The following is a 22,664-nucleotide window of genomic DNA, read 5'->3' on the forward strand; positions in this document are numbered from 1 at the left end:
GCAGCGCCCCCTGCGGCAGCGTCCAGGCGGCGCAGCGTCGGCTCAGGAACCATGTCTTGCCCCGTCACTGCCCCAGCACACCGGCCAGTTGTTCGCGACTCTGCGCCATGCCGACGCTCTCGCCGAGCCCCTGACGCAGGTACTGGGCCATCTGCGGCTGCCGCGCGATGGCCAGGTCGGTATCGGCGTCGCCACCAGGGACGTAGGCACCGACGCTGATCAGGTCGCGGCTCTGCTGGAAGCGCGACCACAGCTGTTTGAAGCGCTGCGCCTGCTTGAGCTGCTCGGCGGGCACCACCTGCGGCATGACCCGGCTGATGGAGGACTCGATGTCGATGGCCGGATAATGCCCCTCCTCGGCCAGCCGGCGGGACAGGACGAAGTGCCCGTCGAGCACACCGCGCGCCGCATCGGCGATGGGGTCCTGCTGGTCATCGCCTTCGCTCAGCACGGTGTAGAACGCGGTGATCGAACCACCGCCGGCCTCGGCATTGCCGGCACGCTCGACCAGCTTGGGCAGCTTGGCGAACACCGACGGCGGATAGCCCTTGGTCGCGGGCGGCTCGCCGATGGCCAGGGCGATCTCCCGCTGGGCCTGGGCATAGCGAGTCAGCGAATCCATCAGCAGCAGCACGTTCTTGCCCTTGTCGCGAAAGTACTCGGCGATACGCGTGCAGTACTGCGCCGCACGCAGGCGCATCAGCGGCGCATCGTCGGCAGGCGAGGCGACCACGACGGAACGCTTGAGCCCCTCCTCGCCGAGGATTTCGTCGATGAATTCCTTCACCTCGCGCCCACGCTCGCCGATCAGGCCGACGACGATGATCTCGGCTTCGGTGAAGCGGGTCATCATCCCGAGCAACACCGACTTGCCCACGCCGGTACCGGCGAACAGGCCCAGACGCTGGCCGCGCCCGACGGTCAGCAGGCCGTTGATGGTGCGGATGCCGACATCCAGTGGCTGGCTGATGGGGTCACGGTTGAGCGGGTTGATCATGGGGCCATCCATCGGCACCCAGTCCTCGGCCTTCATGCCGCCCTTGCCGTCCAGGGCCCTGCCGGCGCCATCGAGCACCCGGCCGAGCATCGACATGCCCATCGGCAGGCGGCCCGCATCCGGCAGCGGCACGACACGTGCGCCCGGCGCGATGCCGGCCAGACTGCCGACCGGCATCAGGTAGATCTTGCCGCCGGAGAAGCCCATGACCTCGGCCTCGACCTGCACCGGGTGGTAGCTGTCATCGTTGATCACCAGGCAGCGGCTGCCGATTGCCGAGCGCAGCCCCTCGGCCTCCAGCGTCAGGCCGACCATGCGCAGCAGGCGGCCTTCGAGGATCGGCTGGCTGGGCAGGTTGATGGCGTCGCTGTAGCCCTCCAGGCGCCGCGCGAAGCTCACCCGGTCAAGGCGCATCGGAGTTGTCCAGGTCCAGGTTGATGTCCGCCTCGGGCGGCTGGGTCGCCTGTGCACGCTGTTGCTCGAACAGCTGCTTGAGCGCCTGTGCCATGCGCGTTTCGACGCTGGCGTCGATCTGGCTGTGCTCGGACTCGATGCGGCAGCCGCCAGGCAGCAGGCCATCGTCCTCGAGAATGCGCCAGTCTTCTTCATGGCGCTCGCGCAGGGCCTTGATCGTCTCGAAGTCCTGCGGGTTGATCTGGATACGGATGTTGTCCGCGCCCATCGGCAGCAGCTTGAGCGCCTCGCGCAAAACCTGGCGAATCTGGCTGGAATCGGTGTTCAGCTCGCGCTGGATCACCTCGCGCACCATGTGGCTGACCAGGCGCACCAGGGCGACCTCGACCTGCTGGTCCTGCTCGGCGATCGGCTCCAGCAACTGTTGCATGAGTTTCTCGAGGCCGTCGAGCTTGAGCGCCAGGGCGGCGTCGGCCTCCTGCTTGGCCTTGAGCTGGCCGGCATGAAAACCGTCCTTCTCGCCGGTGGCGAACCCTTCGTTGTAGGCGTCCTGGCGGATCGCCTCCACCTCGTCGAGCGTCAGGGGTTTGACATCCTCGAGCGCCACCTCTTCGACCTGCGCCGCCTCGTCCACCTCCGCTTCGGCAGCCGGCGCCGGCTCTTCGACGGTTGGCTCGGCTTCGGCCTGCGCGTCTCCGGGCGGGTCGAAACTGGGCAATGCCCAACGGTCGAACGTGCCAAGATCCTTGGCACGAATCAGCTCGCTCTCCGGCTCCTTGGTCACCGACATGGCTTAGACCATTTCCTCGCCGCCCTTGCCGCCGAGCACGATCTCGCCGGCTTCGGCCATACGGCGAGCGATGGTGAGGATTTCCTTCTGCGCCGCTTCGACGTCGCTGACGCGCACCGGCCCCTTGGCCTCCAGGTCGTCGCGCAGCAGTTCCGCGGCACGCTTGGACATGTTCTTGAAGACCTTTTCCTTGATCGCATCGTCGGCGCCCTTGAGCGCCAGTACCAGCACCTCGGACGACACCTCGCGCATCAGCGCCTGGATGCCGCGGTCGTCGACGTCCGCCAGGTTGTCGAACACGAACATGAGGTCCTCGATCTGCGTCGACAGGTCTTCGTCCACCTCGCGGATCGAGTCCATCAGCTGGCCTTCCACCGAGCTGTCGAGGAAGTTCATGATGTCCGCCGCACGCTTGACCCCACCCATGGTGGCGCGCGAGGTGTTGGCGCTGCCGGAGAACTGCTTCTCGAGAATCTGGTTGAGTTCCTTGAGCGCCGAGGGCTGCACGGTGTTGAGCGAGGACACGCGCAGGATGATGTCCAGGCGCACCTTGTGATCGAAGTGGCTGAGCACTTCGCCGGCCTGGTCCGGATCGAGGTAGGCGACGACGATGGCCTGGATCTGCGGGTGCTCGTAGCGGATCACGTCCGCCACCGCACGCGGCTCCATCCACTTGAGGCTGTCCAGGCCACTGGTGCTGCCGCCGAGCAGGATGCGGTCGATCAGGTTGCCGGCCTTGTCCTCGCCCAGTGCCGCGGTGAGCATCTTGCGGATGTAGCCGTCGGAACCGACGCCCAGGCTGGTCTGGTCGCCGACGATCTCGACGAACTCGCCCATCACCTGCTCGACCTGCTCGCGGTGGATGTTGCGCATGCCGGCCATGGCCACGCCGACGCGCTGCACTTCCTTGGGCCCGAGATGGCGCAGCACCTGCGCGGCATCGGTTTCACCCAGCGACAGCAGCAGGATCGCGGCCTTGTCGACCTTGGTCAGCTTGGTAGCGGTACGATTGTCACTCATCGGCGTTGATCCACTCTTTCACTACCTGGGCAACGCGGCCCGGATCTTCCGCCACCAGGCTCTTGATGGCGTTCAGTTGTGCATCATACCCCTCACTGGGACTGGGGAGCATTATGCTCTGCGGCCCGCCCAGGCTGACGCGGTCGTCGGACAGCTCGCCATCCAGCCCGGCCATCTCGCCCAGTTCCACGTCGCCGCCCTTGCCCTGCTCGCCGCCCTTGCCGCCGCCGGTGATGTTGTTCAGCACCGGGCGCAGCACGCCGAATACCAGGACCAGGATGAACAGTACGCCGAGCACCTGCTTGACGATGTCCCAGAACCAGGGCTGGGTGTAGAACGGGATATCCGGAATCTCTTCGCCGATGGACGCGGTGAACGCGGTGTTGATCACGCTGACGCTGTCCCCGCGGCTGGCATCGAAGCCGACCGAGTCCTGCACGAGACGGGTGAAACGCGCCAGGTCGTCGGCACTCCACGGAACGCGGGTGGTCTCGCCCGTCGCCGGGTCGACACGCACCTGGTCATCCACCACCACCGCGACCGACAGGCGACGCAGGCGCCCCTGCTGCTGCTTGGTGTAGCTGACCGAACGATCCAGCTCGAAATTGCGCGTGGACTGCTCGCGCTTGTCCGCCGGGTAAGGCGCCAGCATCGGCTGGCCGGTGGCCGGATCGGTGATCTGCTGGCCATTGGCATCCACCAGCGGCTGCCCGGCGGCTACCGGCCCGGCAGGTGCCGCGGCGGCAGCGGCCTGCTGCGGCGCGGCAGCCGGACCCGGCGGCTGATTGGACAGTGCGCCCGGCACGCCCTGCGGCGGCAGGCTGCTCTGGCGCTGTTCGTTGACCTGCTGTTCGCTGCGCAGGGCTGGCTGGTCCGGGTTGAACATCTCGGAGGTGGACTCGACCGCACTGAAATCCACGTCGGCAGACACTTCGGCCTTGTAGCGCCCGGTGCCCAGCACCGGCTGCAGGATGTTGTGCACGCGCTGGGTGAACAGCGTTTCCATGCGACGGGTGTAGTCGAACTGCTTGCCCGCCATGGTCAGCTCGGACAGCTCCTGCTGGTCGGAGAGCAGATTGCCCTTCTGGTCGACCACGGTGACCTGGCCCTTGTCCAGTTCCGGCACGCTGGTGGCGACCAGGTTGACGATAGCCATGACCTGGCTGGGCTCCAGCGCGCGGCCCGGGTACAGCTCCACCAGCACCGAGGCTGAAGGCTTGCGCTCGTCACGCACGAACACCGAGGCCTTGGGCATGGCCAGGTGCACGCGCGCAGCCTTGACGTTGTTGAGGCTGGCCACGGTGCGCGCCAGTTCGCCCTCGAGGCCACGGCGGTAACGGGTCGCTTCCATGAACTGGCTGGTGCCCAGGCCCTGCTCACGGTCGAGAATCTCGAAGCCGACGCTGGTGTCGGTCGGCGCCACTCCGGCGGCGGCAAGGCGCATGCGCGCACGCGCCAGATCGTCGGCCTTGACCAGCAGGGCGCCGGAATTGGGTTCGATGGTGTAGTCGATGCCGGACGCCGCCAGTGTGTCGACCACCTGGGTGGCGTCCATCCCGTTCAGACTGCCGTACAGCGGACGATAGTCCGGTTGCTGCGACCAGAGCACCACGGCAAAGCCGATCGCCACGCTGGCGGCCAGGCCGACCAGCAGGCCGAGCTGGCGCAGCACCGACATTTCCGCGAGGTTTTCCAGGAAGCTAAGACCCAGCAGCGGCTTCTTGGGCTCGCCTGCGTCAGCCTTGGCCGGGACGTTTGCTACTGCTGCTTCAGCCATGAATCAACCCTCAGACCGGCATCTGCATGATGTCTTGATAAGCCTGGACCAGCTTGTTACGCACCTGGGTCATGGCCTGGAAGGATACGCTGGCTTTCTGCGAGGCGATCATCACGTCGGTCAGGTCGACCCCGCTCTGGCCCATCTCGAAAGCGGTAGCCAGCTTGTTGGAAGCCTGCTGGGTTTCGTTGACCTTGTTCACCGCCTGGCCAAGCATTTCCGAGAAGCTCGGCGCCCCGGCCACTGGCTCGCTGACAGCAGGCTTCTGCCGGGCCATGGCCTCGGCCTGCATGGCACGCATTTCCAGCATCAAGCGATTGAATTCAACACCCTGGCTCATGACATCCTCCACTGCCCGCTTTTTGACGCTAGCGGTGCTTTGCAGGGGTATGTGCAACAAGGGTGCCAAGAGAGCAGCTTCAAGCTTCAAGCTTCAAGCTTCAAGCAAGAGCAAGAGCAAGAGTGGGCGACGGGGAGGTACGGCCGGCAGGAGCGGATCTATCCGCGAAAAGGGACAACACCGCGCCCGCCGGAATCGCGAATGAACGGGCTCCTGCATGAAGAGCCAGGCGATGGCGAACGCGGTGGTACCTGGGATCAACTGGCGTAGAGATAGGCCTCGACATCCATGCCGGCATCACGCATCTGCGCCAGCTTGTAGCGCAGCGTGCGCGGGCTGATGCCCAGACGCTCGGCGGCCTCCTTGCGGCGGCCACGCTCGGCACGCAGGGTGTCGATGATGACCTGGAATTCGCGACGCCGCAGGTCTTCCCCCAGCGCGCCGCCGTCACCGCTGCCCAGCGCTTCGTCCGCCGGGAGCACGGCCGCCGACGCACTGGGCACCACGGCCAGACGCGGCGCAGCGCTCTGCACGGACTGGCCGATGGAGGCGTTCAGGCACAGGTCCTGCGCCTGAATCACCCCACCTTGCTGCAGGATCAGGGCGCGCTGGATGGCGTTGTCCAGTTCCCGCACGTTGCCGGGCCATTGATGCTGCACCAGGCTCTGCGCCGCCGACTCGGAGAGACGCACCGGAGACTGATTCATTTTTTTGACGTGCTTGGCCAGCAACCGCTCGGCGAGCGGCAGGATGTCGGCAGGTCGCTCGCGCAGCGGACGCCAGGCCAGCGGGAACACCGACAGGCGATAGTAGAGGTCCTCACGGAAACGCCCCGCCGCCACTTCGCCGGCCAGATCGCGGTTGCTGGTCGCCAGCACGCGAATATCCAGGCTGACGGGCTTGCGCGCCCCGACCCGCTCCACTTCGCGCTCCTGCAGCACGCGCAGCAGCTTCGCCTGCAGCCCCAGCGGCATCTCGGAAATCTCGTCGAGCAAGATGGTGCCGCCATCCGCCAGCTCGAACTTGCCTGGCTGGGCCGTGACGGCGCCGGTGAAGGCACCCTTCTCGTGACCGAACAGCGTGGCCTCAAGCATATTGTCGGGAATCGCCGCGCAGTTGATCGCGATGAACGGACCATTGCCGCGCGGCGACTGCTGATGGATGTAGCGCGCCAGCACCTCCTTGCCGGTGCCGGACTCGCCGGTGATCATCACCGTCGAATCGCTCTGCGCGACGCGGGCCGCCAGCTCGAGCAACTGCACGCTGGCCGGCTCCAGCGCCACCGGGCCGTCACGATCGCCGGCCGGCAGCTTGCCCAGCGCATGCTTGGCGACCAGCTCCAGCAGGGTGCGCGGTTCGAAGGGCTTGACCAGGTAATCGGCGGCACCCTGGCGGATCGCATCGACCGCACGTTCCACCGCGCCGAACGCGGTCATCAGCAGCACCGGCAGCTGCGGGTGGCGAGTGCGGATCTGCGCCAGCAACTGATGCCCGTCCATCCCCGGCATGTTGACGTCGCTGACCACCAGGCCGAACGGCTCCTCGGTCAGTGCGACCAGCGCCGCCTCGGCGCAATCGACCGCACGATAGTCGTGCCCGCCCAGGCACAGGGTATCGGCCAGGGCTTCGCGCAGGGCGCGATCGTCTTCAACCAGCAGGACTTTGGCAGCCATGGGTTACTCCTGTTTCGAATGAGGTGCCGCGTTGAGCAGCGGCAGGGAAACGATGGCGCAGGTTCCACGACCCGCACGCGATTGCAGCAGCAGCTGGCCCTGGTGGGCACGCGCCACGGCCTTGACCACCGCCAGCCCCAGGCCGGTTCCGGTGGTCTTGGTGGTAAAGAAGGGCTCGCCCAGGCGCGCCAGAGTTTCGCGTGACATGCCCGGGCCGTTGTCGCTGACGCACAGGCGCAGCTGGCCATCACGACGATACAGATGGATCTTCAGACGAGCATCGCGCCCGCCGGCCTGGATGGCGTTGTCGATCAGGTTGAGCACCGTGCCGACCAGGGTGTCGCGATTGCACAGTAGCTCGCCCTCGCGGACGTCGCACTGCCAGCGGACCGCCATGTCGCCGACGTGGGCCTCGGCGGCCGCGCGCAGGGCAGCGAACAGCTCGGCAGGCGACAGACGATCCGGCAGCGGCAACTCACCGCGGGCGAAGATCAGCATGTCGCGCACCTGGTTCTCCAGCTCGTGCAGACGCTCCTTGAGACGCCCGGCGAAGCGTTGCTGCTGCTCGGCGGGCAAGACCTGCTCGTTCAGGTGACTGGCGTACAGCAGCGCCGCGGACAGCGGCGTGCGAATCTGATGCGCCAGCGAGGCCACCATGCGCCCCAGCGCGGAGAGTCGCTCGTGACGGGAAAGCTGATCCTGCAGGCGACGGGTTTCCGTCAGGTCGGTCAGCAGCACCAGCTGACCGGGCTCGCCGTGCAACGACCGCGTGGCGATCGACAGGCGTCGGCCATCGCGCATGGAAATCTCGTGACCATCGTCTTCACGCGGGGCGAAGTTGCGCGCGATCACCTGGCGCCAGAGCATGCCGACCAGGGGCTGTCCCAGCAGTGCCCGGGCCACGGGGTTGGCCTCGCGCACCACGCCCTGCCCATCGATCACGATCACGCCACCCGGCAGCAGGTCGAGCAGGCTCTGCAGGCGATGCGCCAGGCGCTCTTTCTCCGCCAGCTCCTGCATGCGCTGGGCGCTGACCAATGCCAGCTGGCCCTTGAGCTCGTTGACCCGCGCCTCGAGCAGGCTGTACGACTCGCTGAGCTGGCTGGACATCTGGTTGAACAGGGCAAAGGCCTGCTCCAGACCGGCACGACTGGCCTGCTCGAGCGGCGCCGACAGGCTGGGATCGGTGGATTCGGTGGGACGGCGGCTGGCTTCCATCTGCTTCTCTCGCATGACGCACCGTCAGAAGACGGTCAGATGCAGGAGACCTAGCAATCCCTGTGCCTATTTTTTTGTTCTTATTTTTCAATAACTTGAAAAATAAAGCCGGGTGCTGTGTCAAAGCCCCGGCTTTATTGGATGAAACGTCCGCATCAATGGACGTATCGATGACGCCTCAGTCGTCGTCCTGACCTTCCTCTTCACGACGACTCATGCCGTACTTGCGCATCTTCTCCACCAGCGTGGTACGACGAATGCGCAGGCGCTCGGCCGCCCGCGCGACGACGCCGCCGGCATCATCCAGCGCCTGCTGGATCAACCCCTGCTCCAGGTTGCCGAGGTAGTCCTTCAGGTCCAGGCCCTCGGGCGGCAGCATGGCCGGCGTGTCGAGCCCCGGCAACCCGGCCATGATCGCGGCGCGCTCTTCCATTTCATCGCGCAGGGTGGCGGCCAGTTGCTCGTCCTCGTCATCCACGTGACGGAACTTCTTCGGCAGCTCACCGACGCCGATCACGCCATAGGGATGCATGATCGCCATGCGCTCGACCAGGTTGGCCAGCTCGCGCACGTTGCCCGCCCAGTCATGGCGACACAGCGACATGATGGCCGCCGAGTTGAAGCGGATGGAGCCACGCTTCTCGTGCTCCATGCGCGAGATCAGCTCGTTCATCAGCAGCGGGATGTCTTCGATGCGCTCGCGCAGCGGTGCCATCTCGATGGGGAAGACGTTGAGGCGGTAGTACAGATCCTCACGGAAACTGCCGTCCTCGATCATCTTCTCCAGGTTCTTGTGCGTGGCCGCGATGATGCGTACATCGGCAGTCTGGGTCTTGTTGCTGCCCACACGCTCGAAGGTGCGCTCCTGCAGCACACGCAGCAGCTTGACCTGCATCGGCAGCGGCATGTCGCCGATTTCGTCGAGGAACAGGGTCCCGCCGTTGGCCAGTTCGAAGCGCCCTGCCCGGCTGGTGATCGCGCCGGTGAACGCCCCCTTCTCATGGCCGAACAGCTCGCTCTCCAGCAACTCGGCCGGAATGGCCCCGCAGTTGACCGGCACGAAAGGAGCCTCACGGCGCTTGGAGTGGTAGTGCAGGTTGCGCGCCACCACCTCCTTGCCGGTACCCGATTCGCCCAGAATCAGCACGCTCGCTTCGGTATCGGCGACCTGCTGCATCATCTGCCGCACCTGCTGAATGGCGCGACTGGTGCCGACCAGGCTGCGGAACAGATTGGGTTCGCGCTGACGCCCGCGATCACGGGCCTGATCGTACATTTCCCGGTAGACCTGGGCGCGATGCAGGGAGTCGAGCAGCTTGTTGTAGCTCAACGGGGTTTCCAGGCTGGCCAGCACGCGCCTGCGCAGGTCCTCCGGCCACTCGCCGATCGACGATTCCCCGACCGTCAGCAACGGCAGGAACTCGTCCCAGCCGACGATCTGCTTGGTCAGCTCGAGCGCGCCGCCCTTGGCCTCGACGTCACCCAGCAACACGCTGAGCACCTCACGACTGGAGTCGAGGTCCGCAACGGCGCTGCGCCAATCCAGGCTCGTACAGGCCAGGTGCTCTTCACCGAGGAAATTCAGGATGATCGCCAACTCATGACGACGCGCAGCGTTGTCATCGATCAACAGGATTTTGGTTTCACGCCACATCTTGTGTTTGTCTGACCCGAAGAGTGTAGGGAACGACGCGCCAGATGCCCGGCGCGATCCGGCAATTGGCCACTAGTAAAGTCAAAAAATTGAAGCTAGTCAATTTTATGACGTAACTTTTTTCACTCGCGCCTGGCTCTAGCTAAGCACTTGCCGGCGAAGCCGGGTAGTGGCAACCGATGAAACAGAGAGGGGCAGGAAAAGCGGAAAGAGGCGAACCGAGTCGAACCTGCTGGTTAAACTCGGTAACACCGGGAAATCAACCGAAAAGCTGATAGACCTTGGCGCCCTGGTGGGACTGATTGAGCTGCACCAGCTCACCCGCGAGACGGCGCTGCTCCGCCTGACAGACGGCAACCAGCTCACGGTACAGGCCGAGCAGGTTTTCCATGCTGACACGCAGCTCCTCTTCGTCGCGGCTGTCGATCATCGCCGCATCGACCGCCATGCGGCATTGCAGGTCGAGCTCGCCGATGGCGGCCCAGTCCTGCTTGGCCAGGGCATCACGCATGGCCGAGCCGGTCGCCTGCAAACGCTGAACGGATGAACTCATTCGCTTCTCCTCCGATGCCGGCCACTACTGGGCGATGGCATCCCAACCCTGTTTGACGTTGCGCAGCAATCCCGACACCTCTTCGAGGAGCTCGGGCTCATTGCTGACGTTGGCCTCGGTCAAACGGGAAATCATGTACTCGTACAGGTTGTCGAGATTACCCGCCAGCTCGCCACCCTGTTGATGATCGAGACTTTCGCGCAGCCCCGAGATGATGGCAATGCTCTTGCCGATCAGCTCGCCCTTCAGGGAGGTCTGGCCACGCTCCATGGCGCCGCGCGCCTGGGCAATACGAGACAGGCCACCTTCCATCAACATCTGGATCAGACGATGAGGGCTGGCTTCCGCAGCCTGGGCCTGGTTGTTGACGGTCTGATACTGCCTGAGGGCCGCCATTGCGTTCATAGTTGCTCTCGCTCTACCGATGGGCTGATACCTAAGGTATCGGCGCTGGCGAGAAAAGCTTTAGCCGCAATCTCAATTTGCCGGGACGGGCTCGACTTCCGGGCCGATGGCATCCCAGGCCCCCTTGATGTCACCCAGCAGCGCCTGAACTTCATCGAGGGTACGCGGTGTGTCATCCAGGGCGACACCTGCCAGACGGCGCGTCATGTAGTCATAGAGCGCATCCAGGTTCTCGGCGATTTCCCCGCCCAGCTCCTTGTCCAGCGCAGCCTGCAGCACGCCCAGGATGGTGATGGTGCTGCCCACGGCCATGCCGCGGATCTCGGTATCGCCTTCGGCCAGGGCCTGCTTGGCCAGCATCACGCGCTGCAGCGCGCCTTCGAGCAACAGCTGCACCGTGCGGTAAGGCGATACCTCCTGGCTGGTCTTGACCTGCTTGTAGGCATCAATCGGATTCTTGCTCATCGTTTAGCTGTCCTTCTTCACGAAACCAGGCAGGTTGGCCAGCATGCTGCCCAGGCTTTCACTGGTTCGCGAGAGCTGCCCCACCAGGGAATCCATGGCGTTGTATTGAGCGTAGAGGCGCGTTTGCAGGCTCTCCACACGCTTGTCCAGCGACTCGCGCTGCTTGTCGATGTTCTGCAAGGTGCCACGCAGGGCGCTGTCACGCTGATTCAGCACGCCATCGGTCGCCACGTAGCCCGAAACGAAGCCAGACAGACGCCCCATCAGGCCGTCTTCACCCGTGAGATAGCTGCCGACCTGATCGAAATTGCTGTCGAGCGCGGCCGTCAGCTCGGTGTCGTCGATGGACAGCTTGCCATCTTCGTCGGTGGTGATGCCGAGATTGGCCAGCGCCTTGACGCTGTCCTCGCTGCCACCGGTCATTTTCACGATTTCGTTACGCAGCCCGGACATCACGCTACGCACCGTGGAATCCCCCACCAGCGGCCCGGCCACAGGGGCGGAGCCCTTGACCTCGACGACAGCGGTCAACTGCGCAGACGACGAAATCAGGGCGTTGTAGGCGTCGACGAATTTCTGCAGATTGCTTTTGACGCTGGCCTTGTCGACCCCCACCGTGAGGCTGATGGTCTTGCCATCGGTCAGGTCGGTAGCGCTCTGAGCCGAAACCAGGTCGATCGTCACGCCCTCAAGCGCATCCTCGATCTTGTTGCTGTCGCGCACCAGTTGCAGACCGTCAATGGTCAGCTTGGCGGACTTGGCCTGAGTGATCACACCACCTGCACCGGTATCGGAACTGGGCTTGATAAACGCATCGGCGTTGTCGGGATCGACCGTCGGCGTGAAGGCCTGGCTGGTCAGCGCATTACTGCCGGTGGTAACGCCATCCTCGGTGACCGCCACCTGGATATCGTTGCCCGCGCCGGTCTTGGTCGAGCTGAGCACCAGGCGCGAGCCCGAGTCATCGGTGATGATGGCCGCGCTGATGCCGCTATCCTTGCCCGCTTCATTGATGGCATCGCGCATACCGGCCAAGGTGTTGTTGGCCTCGGTAATGTCGACGCTGATACTGCTGGTGCCCGCCGAGATTTCCAGCGTGCCGCTATTGAACGTGGCCGGCGTGCTGCCGGACGCAGACACTGACTGCAGCGCGACCTTGCTGCTGGCCGCCAGCTGCTGGACCTGAACACTGTAGGTGCCCGCCGAGGCCGTGGTGGTGGCGGTTGCCTTGAGCACACTGCTGCTCGACGAGCTGGCCGTGCGCGACTCGAACAAGGCAGGCTTGTTGAGCGCATCGATCGCCGTCTTGAACGTGTTCAGCGCCCCGGTGAGCGTGCCCAATGCCGAGATGCGCGTGGTGGTCTGCTTCTCGAGATTATCCAGCTGATTGGTCTTCGGAGCGCGCTCCGCATTGACCAGTGCCGTGACGATCTCGTCGATTTTGATGCCCGAACCGAGCCCAGTGATACCCACCATGATCTTGCACCTCGTCAAAAATCCGACTGAACGCTACCGATAGCTAGAGTTCAGTCAAAATTCATGCCAGGGCTATGACTACGCCTCGGCCTTGAATAACAGACTGCGCACCTCCGACAGATTCTCTGCCAGTTTGAGCGCTTCCTCGGACGGAATCTGCCGGATGACATCACCGGACCCCGAATCCGTCACCTTGACCACGACTCGTCCGGAACCATCGTCCACCGCGAAGTTGATATTGCGACGGACCGACTGGACGAATTCCTGGATGGTCGCCACCGCGTCCTCGACCTGCTCACGACTGACATCCTGAGCGGGTGGTACGGGGCGAGCGGTTGACTGTTCGTCAGTCACGCTGACCGCAGCGACACCGGCGAGACCCTGTTTCGGGCGTGAATCAGCAGCGTTGGAGACGCCACCTTCGCGGACAACCGTGGAGCTGGCCTGAGGCTTGATTGAGCTGACGTCCATAAATTTCTCCTCACAATGAGGTAACGGGGGAAAGAGCCTGGCCCTTCCCCCCGTAGTCTAGCGCTTTTGGCCTTAACCCAGCAGGCTGAGTACTGCCTGCGGCAACTGGTTGGCCTGAGCCAGGATCGCGGTACCGGCCTGCTGCAGGATCTGATTCTTGGTCAGTTCCGAAGTTTCGGCAGCGAAGTCGGTGTCACGAATCCGGCTACGAGCAGCGGAGGAGTTCTCAGCGATGTTCTGCAGGTTCGAGATGGTGTTCTCGAAGCGGTTCTGCACGGCACCGAGCTGAGCACGCTGGCTGTCGATGTTGGAGATCGCACCGTTGATGATACCCAGTGCATCCTGAGCCCCCGTCGCGGTACTGATATCGATCGTGTTCACCGCATCGAGCTCACTGAAGCCGTCGGCACCCAGACCACCGGTCAGACCGCTAACCTGGAAGGCGTCGGCTGCTTCCAGCTGCACCTGGCCATCAGCCCGCGCACCGCCGCCAACAGCGATGGTGGCCGCAGTGCCGACATCGTCTTCGCCGTCGAAGCTCTTGGCCTGCAGAGTCGCGCCACCAGAGCCCGCGTAGTTGGAGACCTGGATCGCATCACCGCGAGAGCTGACCAGTTCGATGGTGTCGCCCTTGGATACAGCCGAGATACCGGTTTTGCCAGTTTCACGGTTGATCGCATCCGCCAGGGAAGACAGGTCGGTCAGGTCAGTCACCACTGCCGAGATGCTGACAGCATCGGTGGACAGCGATTTGCTGGTCAGGCCGGTGAGGTCGAAGGACACGGTACCCGAAACGGTGATACCACCCAGTTCGGCAACGGTACGTGCGTTGGCGGTCACGCCGGTTTCATCGCTCTTCGCGTTGACAGCGCGAGCCACTTCGCTGGCGGCACCGCTGGCCGCGCCCGAGATGGCGACGTTGCCGTCGGACAGCTTGGAGTTGATGTTGAACGAGGAGCTGCCGTAGGCGCTGCCCGAGGTGGCGCTGAAAGCGGCACCGGAAGCGATGGCCTGAGCGGCACCACCATCGGTGGTGAAGCGGTTGATACCGATGCGATCGGTAGCGGCCGAGCCGATGGAAACACTGATGGTTTCGTAGGCGTTGGAGCCTACCTGGAAGCTCTGCGAACCGAAGCTGCCGTCGAGGATCTTGCGGCCACCGAAGCTGGTGGTGTCGGCGATACGGTTCAGTTCCTGTTGCAGCTGGGCGACTTCGCCCTGCAGTGCAGAACGCTCGACGGCGCCGTTGGAGCCGTTGGCGGATTGCAGCGCCAGGTCACGCATACGCTGCAGGATGCCGGTGGACTGCTGCAGAGCACCTTCAGCGGTCTGCGCCAGGGAGATACCGTCGTTGGCGTTACGGGTCGCGACGCCCAGGCCGGTGATCTGGCTGGTCAGGCGGTTGGCGATCTGCAGACCGGCAGCGTCGTCTTTGGCGCTGTTGATGCGATAGCCGGTGGACAGGCGCTGGAGGGAAGTATCCAGGCCTTTGGACGAGCTGTTCAGGTTACGTTGAGTGTTGAGGGACGCAACGTTGGTGTTGACTGTAAGGGCCATGGTATTGCCTCCAGATGACCGTAGAACCGTTTGTCTGAGCTTGCGAGCTCGGGCCTGCATGCTCAGACGCCCAGAGAGTTCGCATTCGATCTCTTTATCGGCGCTTGCCTAAGGAGCTTTAGAGACAATTTTCAGCTTTTTTTTATTCTTTCTACTCAGTCACTTAACCGATCCTTGATAGCCAAAGGCCGGTGTTGACTGAAAACCGTCGGACCAAGCGAGGGGTCCGACGGCCCATTTGCGCATCAATCAGGCGTCCAGGCCTGGCGCCAACGCTGCAGATTCTCTCCATCTAGCATCCAATCGCGGTAGACCGCGTCACGCAAACGATCTCCCGCAACCTCTGCCGCATCGAGATCGTTGATGTGCATGCGGATGGCGTCGACCCAGTCACGGAAGCGATTCTTCACCCGGGTCACCGGCAGGTCGCCGCGGTAGCACACCAGGTCGCTGCACACCACCGGGAAACCGCAGGCGCCATATTCGAGGAGACGCAGATTGCTCTTGCACTCGTTGAACAGGTTCTGCTCCACGGGCGCCAGGGCCAGGTCCAGATCCAGACCAGCCAGAGCAGCCGGGTAAGACTCGATATCGACACCCGCATGGATTTCATTAACGAACGGCCGGATCACGTCCGGGCACATGCCCATGAACACCCACTCGACCTCGCCCGCCAGTTCGCGCACGACATCGACGATCAGGTCCAGGTCACCGGTATGGCTGACCCCGCCCGCCCAGCCGACACGCGGCTTGCGTCCACGCCGGCGCTGGCTCTCCAAGCCCTTCCACCATTTCACCGGCAGACGATTCTCGATCACCCGGATATCGCCATGCAGCCCGGCGAATGCCTCGGCCAACGGCGCCGTGGAGACCACGAAGCGATCGACGAACTCCAGCCCGCGACGCAGCGACTTGAGGATGTCACGCGGCATGTGCGCGCGGTGCACGCTCTTGAGTGGCAGGTTAGGCAGGTAGTCGTCCAGCTCGTAGATCTTGAATGCACGCGAGAACCGCTGGATGCGACGCATGGCCTCCAGGCGCTCGTCGCCGATCTGCCGCTGCAGCACCACGACGTCGGGGTCGTAGCGCTCGAAGTCGGTCACCGAGAGCAGCCCCATGGACAGGGTGCCATCGGCCAGACCTTGCGCCTTGAGCGCCGCCAACGGCTGGATCACCCGGTAGTGGCCACACCCCCAGGGATCGGCCGGATGCGCCAGCACCACGGGCGAGGGCCGCCAGCTCAAGGGGCGCCAGGTGAGCGACACGTCGCTCTCCAGATCGAAACCACGCCCGCTCAACGCCAGGTTGCGGTTGTAGGCCGGATCGTTGGCCAGCTGCGGCAGGTAACGCTCGTACAGCTGATCCTCCGCAGCGGCACCTACTCGCACCTGCTCGGCCTCATGCAGCACGATCGCATTCGCGGCCCACACCGTCAGGTAGCCTGCCGCACGAACCCGCAGGCACAGGTCCACATCGCGGAAGGCGGCTAGCTGTGCATCGAGGCCACCCAGTTGCTGGAAGAGCTCCGCGCGAACCATCAGGCAGGCTTCGCCAACGGCGCTGTAGTTCTGATCGACCTGGAGACGATGCAGGTACCCCGCAGCCTCCATGGACTCGCCCGCGAAGGCAGGCGTTGCCGGACCATTGAGCCCGAGCAGCAGGCCGGCCTGGGCGATACGCCCGCCAGGCGTCAGCAGCTTGCCGCCCACCACCCCGACTTCGGGACGCTGGGCATGGTTGAGCAATTCGTCGAGCCAATCGGCGTTGACGATGGCGGCGTCACCGCAAAGCAGCAGCAGGTACTCTCCCCTCGCCTGCTCCGCCGCCCGATTCTGCGCCAACCCGCTGCCTCCTGCGATCACCCGGACCTTGTCATCGCCAAGCGCCGCCACTTCACTCAGCCAGGCACTGACATCCGGGTGACTGCCGGCATCGGCCAGCAGCACTTCATAGCGGGCGTATGCGGTCTTCTCCAGCAGGCTCTCGATACAACGCTGCAGGGCGGCCAGCGGCACGTCCGTGCCGAGGATGATAGACACCAGCGGCGTGGCCGCATGGCCGTAGTGAACCCGATAGCGGCCCGGCAGACCCGGCAGTACCTTGGCCTCATATCCGCGATTGCCCAGATGGCGCTCGATCACCCTGCGCTCGTCCGGGTTGTCACGCAACGCCGGGGCATGAGTGATCAGCAAGGGCTCATCGATATGGCCCAGCCCGGCCAGGCCCTCCTGCTCGATGAACCGGGTCAGCAACTCGAACTCGAAGGCCTCGGGGAACGCCGCGTCGAAGCCGCCACAGGCCAGGAACAGATCGCGGCGATACAACCAGTGGCGCGCCATCACCATGGGGAAGCTGAGCAGCAGATCGAGATTGAACCCCGGCAGGAAAGCCCCACCCAGGCTGCCGTCCGGCAGGCGCTGCAACTGGTCGCCGTAAACCGCACGGCAGTCCGTATTGCGGGCCAGTTCCAGCCCCGCCACCATCAACCCGCTCTGGGTGAACTCGTCGCCCGCGCTCGCCAGCATGAACCACTGGCAGTCACTCGCCTCGACCGCGCGATTGACCTGCGCAGCCAGGGGCTCGTCGGTCATGCGCAGGAAATGCAGCTTGTCCGTCGCCGAGGTGGCCGGCACGTCCGCAGGGGTGATCACCAGAATGCGCAACGTCGCATACAGGCAGTGCTCGCCGATCAGGCTCTTGAGCGTCACCATCAACGCTTCGGACTGCCCCTGCGCATCGACCACCACCACGCCGATCAGCGGCCCGCCCTGATGATGCTGCAGGTACTCGCCGATCTGGCGGTTCTCGCTGACCGTCGGCAGGCGTTCGGCCAGCCACTGCGCCAGGTCGCTCCTGACCGGTTCGCCGAGGCTGCGCAGCATCTTCTCGCGATCACGCTGCAAGCCGTCACTGCAGGAGCCGACATAACGTCCATAGAGCTCTCGGTAGAGTGCCGGGAAGTTCTTGCGCTCACGTCCCAGCATATGGTCGCCACCGGCGCCAGGCGCCCGTGTATGCACTTCACTGGTAACGGTGGGGACATGCACGAACGGGTAGCGCGTGGCCAGGCGCAGCAGCATGTCCCAGTCTTCGAATGCGGCGAGATCGGTGTCGAACTCACCGACCGTGGCGAGCATCTCGCGCGGATGCGCCCAGGTGTTCACCGGAATGTAGTTCTGCACGAACAGCCGGTCGCGGTCGAACGTCTCGTGCTTGAACGGCTGGCCGCGCTCCAGCTCGATGCGCTGCCCGTCCTCCAGCTTCTCGTTGACGTACTCGACCCCGGTATAGATGACGCTCCCCGGATGCTGCTCGAAGGCCTCGGCCAGCACGGCCAGGTGGTTGGGCAGGTAGATGTCGTCGTCGTCGAGATAGACGATGTAACGCCCGCGCGCCAGCGCAAGCCCCGCGTTGCGTGCCGCCGACAGCCCCTGGTTGCGCCCCTGGCGGATATAGGTGACGGGAAAGTCGCAGGCCGCCAGCAGCTGCTCGACCGGCTCGCCGTTGTCGTTGACCAGGATGACTTCGAAATCGCGCAGCGTCTGGCTGCCGACGCTGGCCAGGGCATCCTTGAGCAGATCGGCGCGGTTATAGGTGGTGAGGATGATGGAGAACAGCGCGCGCTCGTCCTCTCGAGCAAGACTGTCCAGACGTTCACAAAGGTTCCTGGCCCGTACGCCCAGCTCGCTCTCAAGCTCACTCGGATGTTGCTCCAGGCGCCGCCGCAGGTGCTCGGCCACCTCCCGCGCACGGCCTCTGAGAAGCGCCTCTCTGCCACGCTCGAAAACACCTTCGAGGATGCACAGGTGTCCTTGCAACGGTGAGGACGTGCCGTAGTACTCATTGGAATGCTGCGCACCGTGAACACGGTAGCTCACGCCCGGTGAGGTGGTGAAGACGAAGTCGGGATAACGCTCACCGAGCTGAACCATCAGATGCCAGTCACCAGCTCCACGAATTCGGGTGTCACGCTGCCAGGCTTCGAAGAATGCCTCCCGCCGTATGATCGCCGCAGAGGGCGTGATGTAGTTGTCGTACACCAGCAGATCCGCGACCTCATTGCGCCCACCGATGTAGTCGGCCTCGCGGTGGCCGGGATGGCGAGGCCCGACGAGGGGCTTGCCCTGCTCGTTGACCCAACTGATCGGGCTATAGCCAACGGCAATCCGGGCATCGAGCTCCATTGCGGGGAGAATCCGGGAGACATGCCCTGGATTCATGAAATCATCCGCCATGAACAGAATCAGGTACTTGCCCTTGGCTGCCCAGAAACCGTTGTGACTGTTGTTACCAGCACCGAAGTTTCTCCGATTGCGCATATAGCGCACCCGGGGATCCGCTGCAAAGCCCGCCATCACACCTTGGGTATCATCCGTCGAGGCATTATCCAGGACGAGAACCTCTATGGAGTCGACACCCTGGCTGAGCAGAGAACGTACCGCCTGTTCCAGGTAGCGGGCATAGTTGAAGGCTGGAATCACCACACTGAGCAACAGCTCGTCACCGCGCACCTGCGAGGCATCGAGCGCAATACCGGACGTCAGTGCGTTGATCCAGAAGTCGATGGTATAGGGATAGATTCGCTCGTCCGGACGCGCACTGCCCTGCATGAGGAACGAGCGCAGGCGCGCCGCCAGGGCCTGATAGTCGTTCCAGGCCATGGCATCGAGAAAGGCATGCAGTTCGGCGTCACCACCAAACGCCGTACCATCCACATAGCAATCGGCCGGAAACCACTCGGGAACGGGCGTGACGGCGTTGTGCACTGGTACTGCACCGCAAAGCAGGCACTCCTGCCACTGGGGCGACAACCAACCCGCCAGCTCGGCATGTGCATCGCACACGACAAAATGAGCGTGCTCGAGTTTCACCCCGTCACGTCCGAACAAGTGGGCTCTGTTGTTGAAAGGCAGACGCGGCGGCAAATCCGCGAGCGGCACATCCAGCGGTTGATTCAACCGAATCAGGTGCTGCCCTTGAAAAGCCTCGCGAGCAGGCAGAAACACCCGATCAAAAAGGTCGTACGTGCCTTGCGACCCATCCACATGCTCCAACCGCATCAGGTAGCGGCGCACGTCGGCAGGGACAGTTAACGCCCCCTGCCCCGGGAGGTCCTGTTCTACAAAAAGAACAGCGTCGTGGCTATCTTGCATGGTCGATGCGGTCAAACGCTCGAAACGCAGACCGTTGGCCTCGCCATAGACCTGCAAAGGCTCCAGCGGAAGCAACGACAGCAGCCGTGTCCACTGCTCGTCACTCAAGAGGAAAGCCTCACCCTCCACTCCCGGATGAATTCCAGCGATCCCAACCCGCCAGGGCTTACCCTGACAACGACCGCCTGCAATCGAGGCCCAATCCATCACGTTACCCCCTGTCACGGCCTCGCTCGCACGCTGCCTTGTTGAATTTCAATTGCCGTAGCCCTGGAGTCTGGCCCAGGCAGCCATGCTCTCGATCGACTGATCCAGTGCCGTCCATACATCCAACCCCAGATGGCGCGCTCTGGAGATGTCAGGCACGTAGAAGGATCGGCTGGAGTCATCAGGCTGACCCAGCATCCGCAAGGGTTTCCCTGGAGAAACACGCTCCATCACCCGCTGCGCAAGCGCAGCCACGCTGATAGCCTCGTCGGAGCCTATGTTGTAGACCTCGCCGGGCTGCCCCCTGGCCAGCAACGTCAGCAACCAGCCTGCCAGATCGGCACCATGCAGGTAGCTGCGCACCGCCTGCCCGCTGGAATGGAGCACGATCTCATCCGCGCACAGCGCATCGCGCACGAAGTTACCGATCGCAAAATGCGCATCAAGTGGCAACCCAGGCCCGGAAAAAGCGAAACAGCGCGTCATCACAACAGGCAGACCATGCTGTTGCGCATAAATGGCGGCAAGCGTTTCCTGTGCTCGCTTCGCTTCGCCGTAAGCACTGTTCGCACTGGTGCTGAGGCATGCGCCCGCAAATGTTTCAACGACACCAGCATCCTCGTCAGAAGCGCCCGGTAAAGCACCGTATTGCGCACCGGATCCCGTCAACAGCACGCGCGCACCATGCTGCACAGCCAACTCAAGCACTCGGCGCGCCCCCATGACAATGGTGTCGAAGAGTTCCAGAGGCCTGCCGTGAGCAGCTGCGGAAGTATCGGCAGCCGCATGGAGGATCAACGTCACCGGACGTCCCGGTAACACGCGGAGATCGCGAACGTCACCGCTCAGCCAGTGCAACCAGGAGCAATCGCGGTAGCGTGGTTGCGAGTCGAGAAAGCGCGCCGGCGTGCGAGACAGCACGCTGACCTCCACCCCTGCCCCTTGCAGGTTCAACTGATAGAGCAGCGCCAGCAGCCACTGTCCAAAGAAGCCCGTACCACCAGTCAGCAGTACATGTTGCCCGGCCAACTCGTCAGGCAGCCCCAACGTAACGGGGATACCTTGCAACGCTCGCTGGATGATCGGCGAATGTGGGGAGAAATCAGGCATCAGTGTTAAGGCCCTGACAGAGCATCGACGAAGAGGGCATCCACGTTCTCACTTCAATAAAAGTACAAGGTAATGTCTTCCAGAATATCCGCATACAAGCGAATGCCGATTCTGTAGTCGGAGCGGATAGCCGATACTTCGTCCATCAACCGCCAAAAATCGTCCGAGCGATGATAGGCACAGACCGCCAGAGTGGGTCTGTCACGACTGATGACAGCGCGCGCACCGCGCAGGGCCGCTGCCTCCATACCCTCGATGTCGAGCTTGAAAAGACCGACCTTGCCTTGCACCACGGCATCCAGAGGCACCCCCTGGATGTAGGAAGTGATGCTTGCGGGGACATGGCTGCTCAACTCGCCCGCAATGTCATAAGACAGCTCGGGCTGATAGGTCGTCCGACTCGGCGCTTCGTCCAGTCCCATGTTGAACACCCAGACGTTGGGCCTGTCAGAGACACTCCTGAGGGCCTCGTAATAGGCCGGTAGTTCCGGTTCGAACAGCCACGCCTGCTCGACCGGGCCAAAATTCGCTTCCAGCCGGTGCAGGGTATCGCCGGATGCCGCGCCTGCATCGACAAAACGTGCAGCGTGCCCAGGCTGCACGAATGCCCTGTCGAAGTACTCTTCGCTCCAGGGCGACATGACCTGCTGCGCAGAGGTGATGGAAAGACGCGTTCTCATACCGATCAGCGCATCGTAAACCTTGCGCGATGCCTCATCATCCAGGCGCAGAAACGCGGAGATGAAACGCCAGGGTTCCAACAACGGCGCCTCCACGAACGACGAAAACTTCTCGTTCCCCAAGCCAGGGCCCGGGCCATCCAACGCGTACAGGAACTCATGCATGTTGACCAGGCGAATACCTGCCACCTGCCGCAGCTGCCTGGAAATCGCATTGCCGTGCCGGCCGCTGGCGACCACGACGACCGAGTTTTCCAGCATGGTGCTGGTGGGAAGATCAATCGCAAGCCCTTCCAGCAACTGGCCCTGCTTGGCAGGGTCGTTATCCAGAAAACCTTTGACGTCGAGCCCCAGAGCCCGCGCATGGCGAGCCAGCCGCAAACCGACCTTGAAGGCGCCAAAGATATGAAAGCCCTCTCCGAGCCACTCCCTGATTCGCTGCCTGCGCCCTGCCAGTTCCGCAAGTACGGCACTGGCATCCAGCAGAGCACTGATGTTCGGGTAGTCCTGCAAACGGGATAGAACCGCCAACTTCGCTGGGTGCCTGAGCTGTATGTGATCATGAACATCGCACAGGAACGCCTCGGACCTGCTCACCGGCACAACCTTGCCATCAGCAAGCGCAAGCGAGTAGATGCGGCCCGCCTGCATCTCATCAGCAGCAGGATAGAACTCGGGCAAACGGGTAGTTTTCATGTCTAACG

17 protein-coding genes are annotated in these 22,664 nt (G+C 63.5%); all 17 read right to left on the minus strand.

The window, feature by feature from the left end; translation table 11 throughout:
- Positions 1-64: 64 nt before the first annotated feature.
- Complete coding sequence (gene fliI, locus JLK41_RS16150) at positions 65-1,411, minus strand: flagellar protein export ATPase FliI (RefSeq protein WP_134675532.1); 1,347 nt, start codon at positions 1,409-1,411, stop codon at positions 65-67.
- Complete coding sequence (gene fliH, locus JLK41_RS16155; protein WP_210389355.1) at positions 1,401-2,201, minus strand: flagellar assembly protein FliH; 801 nt, start codon at positions 2,199-2,201, stop codon at positions 1,401-1,403. Before fliH ends, fliI begins: the two co-directional genes overlap by 11 nt.
- A gap of 3 nt (positions 2,202-2,204) precedes the next feature.
- On the minus strand, positions 2,205-3,221 hold the full coding sequence (fliG, locus tag JLK41_RS16160; protein ID WP_037050420.1) for a flagellar motor switch protein FliG: 1,017 nt from the start codon (positions 3,219-3,221) through the stop codon (positions 2,205-2,207).
- Entirely contained in the window at positions 3,214-4,998 is a 1,785-nt protein-coding gene (fliF, locus tag JLK41_RS16165) for a flagellar basal-body MS-ring/collar protein FliF (RefSeq protein WP_037050418.1), read from the minus strand. Before fliF ends, fliG begins: the two co-directional genes overlap by 8 nt.
- 10 nt (positions 4,999-5,008) lie before the next feature.
- Positions 5,009-5,338: a flagellar hook-basal body complex protein FliE gene (gene fliE / locus JLK41_RS16170; RefSeq protein WP_037050415.1), complete on the minus strand. Its 330-nt coding sequence runs from the start codon at positions 5,336-5,338 to the stop codon at positions 5,009-5,011.
- Between the two features lie 257 nt (positions 5,339-5,595).
- Positions 5,596-7,011 carry a sigma-54-dependent response regulator transcription factor FleR gene (fleR, locus tag JLK41_RS16175; RefSeq protein WP_047586151.1) on the minus strand — a complete coding sequence of 472 codons (1,416 nt, stop codon included), beginning with the start codon at positions 7,009-7,011 and terminating at the stop codon, positions 5,596-5,598.
- 3 nt (positions 7,012-7,014) lie between these two features.
- Positions 7,015-8,229 carry a sensor histidine kinase gene (locus tag JLK41_RS16180; protein ID WP_244976432.1) on the minus strand — a complete coding sequence of 405 codons (1,215 nt, stop codon included), beginning with the start codon at positions 8,227-8,229 and terminating at the stop codon, positions 7,015-7,017.
- A 178-nt stretch (positions 8,230-8,407) separates the two neighbouring features.
- Positions 8,408-9,883 (minus strand): sigma-54 dependent transcriptional regulator, encoded by a 1,476-nt coding sequence (locus JLK41_RS16185; RefSeq protein ID WP_037050409.1) that lies wholly within the window; start codon positions 9,881-9,883, stop codon positions 8,408-8,410.
- Between the two features lie 259 nt (positions 9,884-10,142).
- Positions 10,143-10,436 (minus strand): flagellar protein FliT, encoded by a 294-nt coding sequence (gene fliT / locus JLK41_RS16190; protein ID WP_134675528.1) that lies wholly within the window; start codon positions 10,434-10,436, stop codon positions 10,143-10,145.
- Between the two features lie 24 nt (positions 10,437-10,460).
- Entirely contained in the window at positions 10,461-10,841 is a 381-nt protein-coding gene (gene fliS / locus JLK41_RS16195) for a flagellar export chaperone FliS (RefSeq protein WP_037050404.1), read from the minus strand.
- A gap of 72 nt (positions 10,842-10,913) precedes the next feature.
- A complete protein-coding gene (gene fliS, locus JLK41_RS16200; RefSeq protein ID WP_037050402.1) occupies positions 10,914-11,306 on the minus strand; it encodes a flagellar export chaperone FliS in 393 nt (130 codons plus the stop codon).
- A 3-nt stretch (positions 11,307-11,309) separates the two neighbouring features.
- On the minus strand, positions 11,310-12,782 hold the full coding sequence (gene fliD, locus JLK41_RS16205) for a flagellar filament capping protein FliD (RefSeq protein ID WP_210389356.1): 1,473 nt from the start codon (positions 12,780-12,782) through the stop codon (positions 11,310-11,312).
- A gap of 78 nt (positions 12,783-12,860) precedes the next feature.
- Positions 12,861-13,253, minus strand: coding sequence for a flagellar protein FlaG (locus JLK41_RS16210; protein ID WP_210389357.1), 393 nt, complete (start codon positions 13,251-13,253; stop codon positions 12,861-12,863).
- Between the two features lie 72 nt (positions 13,254-13,325).
- Entirely contained in the window at positions 13,326-14,810 is a 1,485-nt protein-coding gene (locus tag JLK41_RS16215; protein WP_210389358.1) for a flagellin, read from the minus strand.
- 245 nt (positions 14,811-15,055) lie between these two features.
- Positions 15,056-20,071, minus strand: a complete 5,016-nt coding sequence (locus JLK41_RS16220; protein ID WP_244976433.1) for a glycosyltransferase — start codon at positions 20,069-20,071, stop codon at positions 15,056-15,058.
- 147 nt (positions 20,072-20,218) lie between these two features.
- The gene (locus JLK41_RS16225) at positions 20,219-21,280 is read right to left on the minus strand and encodes an NAD-dependent epimerase/dehydratase family protein (RefSeq protein WP_210389360.1); all 1,062 of its coding nucleotides are present in this window, start codon (positions 21,278-21,280) and stop codon (positions 20,219-20,221) included.
- A 53-nt stretch (positions 21,281-21,333) separates the two neighbouring features.
- Positions 21,334-22,656 carry an FkbM family methyltransferase gene (locus JLK41_RS16230; protein WP_210389361.1) on the minus strand — a complete coding sequence of 441 codons (1,323 nt, stop codon included), beginning with the start codon at positions 22,654-22,656 and terminating at the stop codon, positions 21,334-21,336.
- Positions 22,657-22,664 lie beyond the last annotated feature (8 nt).

It is taken from the genome of Ectopseudomonas khazarica (assembly GCF_017915135.1).
Classification (GTDB): Bacteria; Pseudomonadota; Gammaproteobacteria; order Pseudomonadales; family Pseudomonadaceae; genus Aquipseudomonas; species Aquipseudomonas khazarica.

What these genes read in the sequence shown, in the direction of transcription:
- fliI (WP_134675532.1), bottom strand. Translation starts at nt 1,411, where the DNA reads ATGCGCCTTGACCGGGTGAGCTTCGCGCGGCGCCTGGAGGGCTACAGC.
- fliH (WP_210389355.1), bottom strand. Translation starts at nt 2,201, where the DNA reads ATGTCGGTGACCAAGGAGCCGGAGAGCGAGCTGATTCGTGCCAAGGAT.
- fliG (WP_037050420.1), bottom strand. Translation starts at nt 3,221, where the DNA reads ATGAGTGACAATCGTACCGCTACCAAGCTGACCAAGGTCGACAAGGCC.
- fliF (WP_037050418.1), bottom strand. Translation starts at nt 4,998, where the DNA reads ATGGCTGAAGCAGCAGTAGCAAACGTCCCGGCCAAGGCTGACGCAGGC.
- fliE (WP_037050415.1), bottom strand. Translation starts at nt 5,338, where the DNA reads ATGAGCCAGGGTGTTGAATTCAATCGCTTGATGCTGGAAATGCGTGCC.
- fleR (WP_047586151.1), bottom strand. Translation starts at nt 7,011, where the DNA reads ATGGCTGCCAAAGTCCTGCTGGTTGAAGACGATCGCGCCCTGCGCGAA.
- JLK41_RS16180 (WP_244976432.1), bottom strand. Translation starts at nt 8,229, where the DNA reads ATGGAAGCCAGCCGCCGTCCCACCGAATCCACCGATCCCAGCCTGTCG.
- JLK41_RS16185 (WP_037050409.1), bottom strand. Translation starts at nt 9,883, where the DNA reads ATGTGGCGTGAAACCAAAATCCTGTTGATCGATGACAACGCTGCGCGT.
- fliT (WP_134675528.1), bottom strand. Translation starts at nt 10,436, where the DNA reads ATGAGTTCATCCGTTCAGCGTTTGCAGGCGACCGGCTCGGCCATGCGT.
- fliS (WP_037050404.1), bottom strand. Translation starts at nt 10,841, where the DNA reads ATGAACGCAATGGCGGCCCTCAGGCAGTATCAGACCGTCAACAACCAG.
- fliS (WP_037050402.1), bottom strand. Translation starts at nt 11,306, where the DNA reads ATGAGCAAGAATCCGATTGATGCCTACAAGCAGGTCAAGACCAGCCAG.
- fliD (WP_210389356.1), bottom strand. Translation starts at nt 12,782, where the DNA reads ATGGTGGGTATCACTGGGCTCGGTTCGGGCATCAAAATCGACGAGATC.
- JLK41_RS16210 (WP_210389357.1), bottom strand. Translation starts at nt 13,253, where the DNA reads ATGGACGTCAGCTCAATCAAGCCTCAGGCCAGCTCCACGGTTGTCCGC.
- JLK41_RS16215 (WP_210389358.1), bottom strand. Translation starts at nt 14,810, where the DNA reads ATGGCCCTTACAGTCAACACCAACGTTGCGTCCCTCAACACTCAACGT.
- JLK41_RS16225 (WP_210389360.1), bottom strand. Translation starts at nt 21,280, where the DNA reads ATGCCTGATTTCTCCCCACATTCGCCGATCATCCAGCGAGCGTTGCAA.
- JLK41_RS16230 (WP_210389361.1), bottom strand. Translation starts at nt 22,656, where the DNA reads ATGAAAACTACCCGTTTGCCCGAGTTCTATCCTGCTGCTGATGAGATG.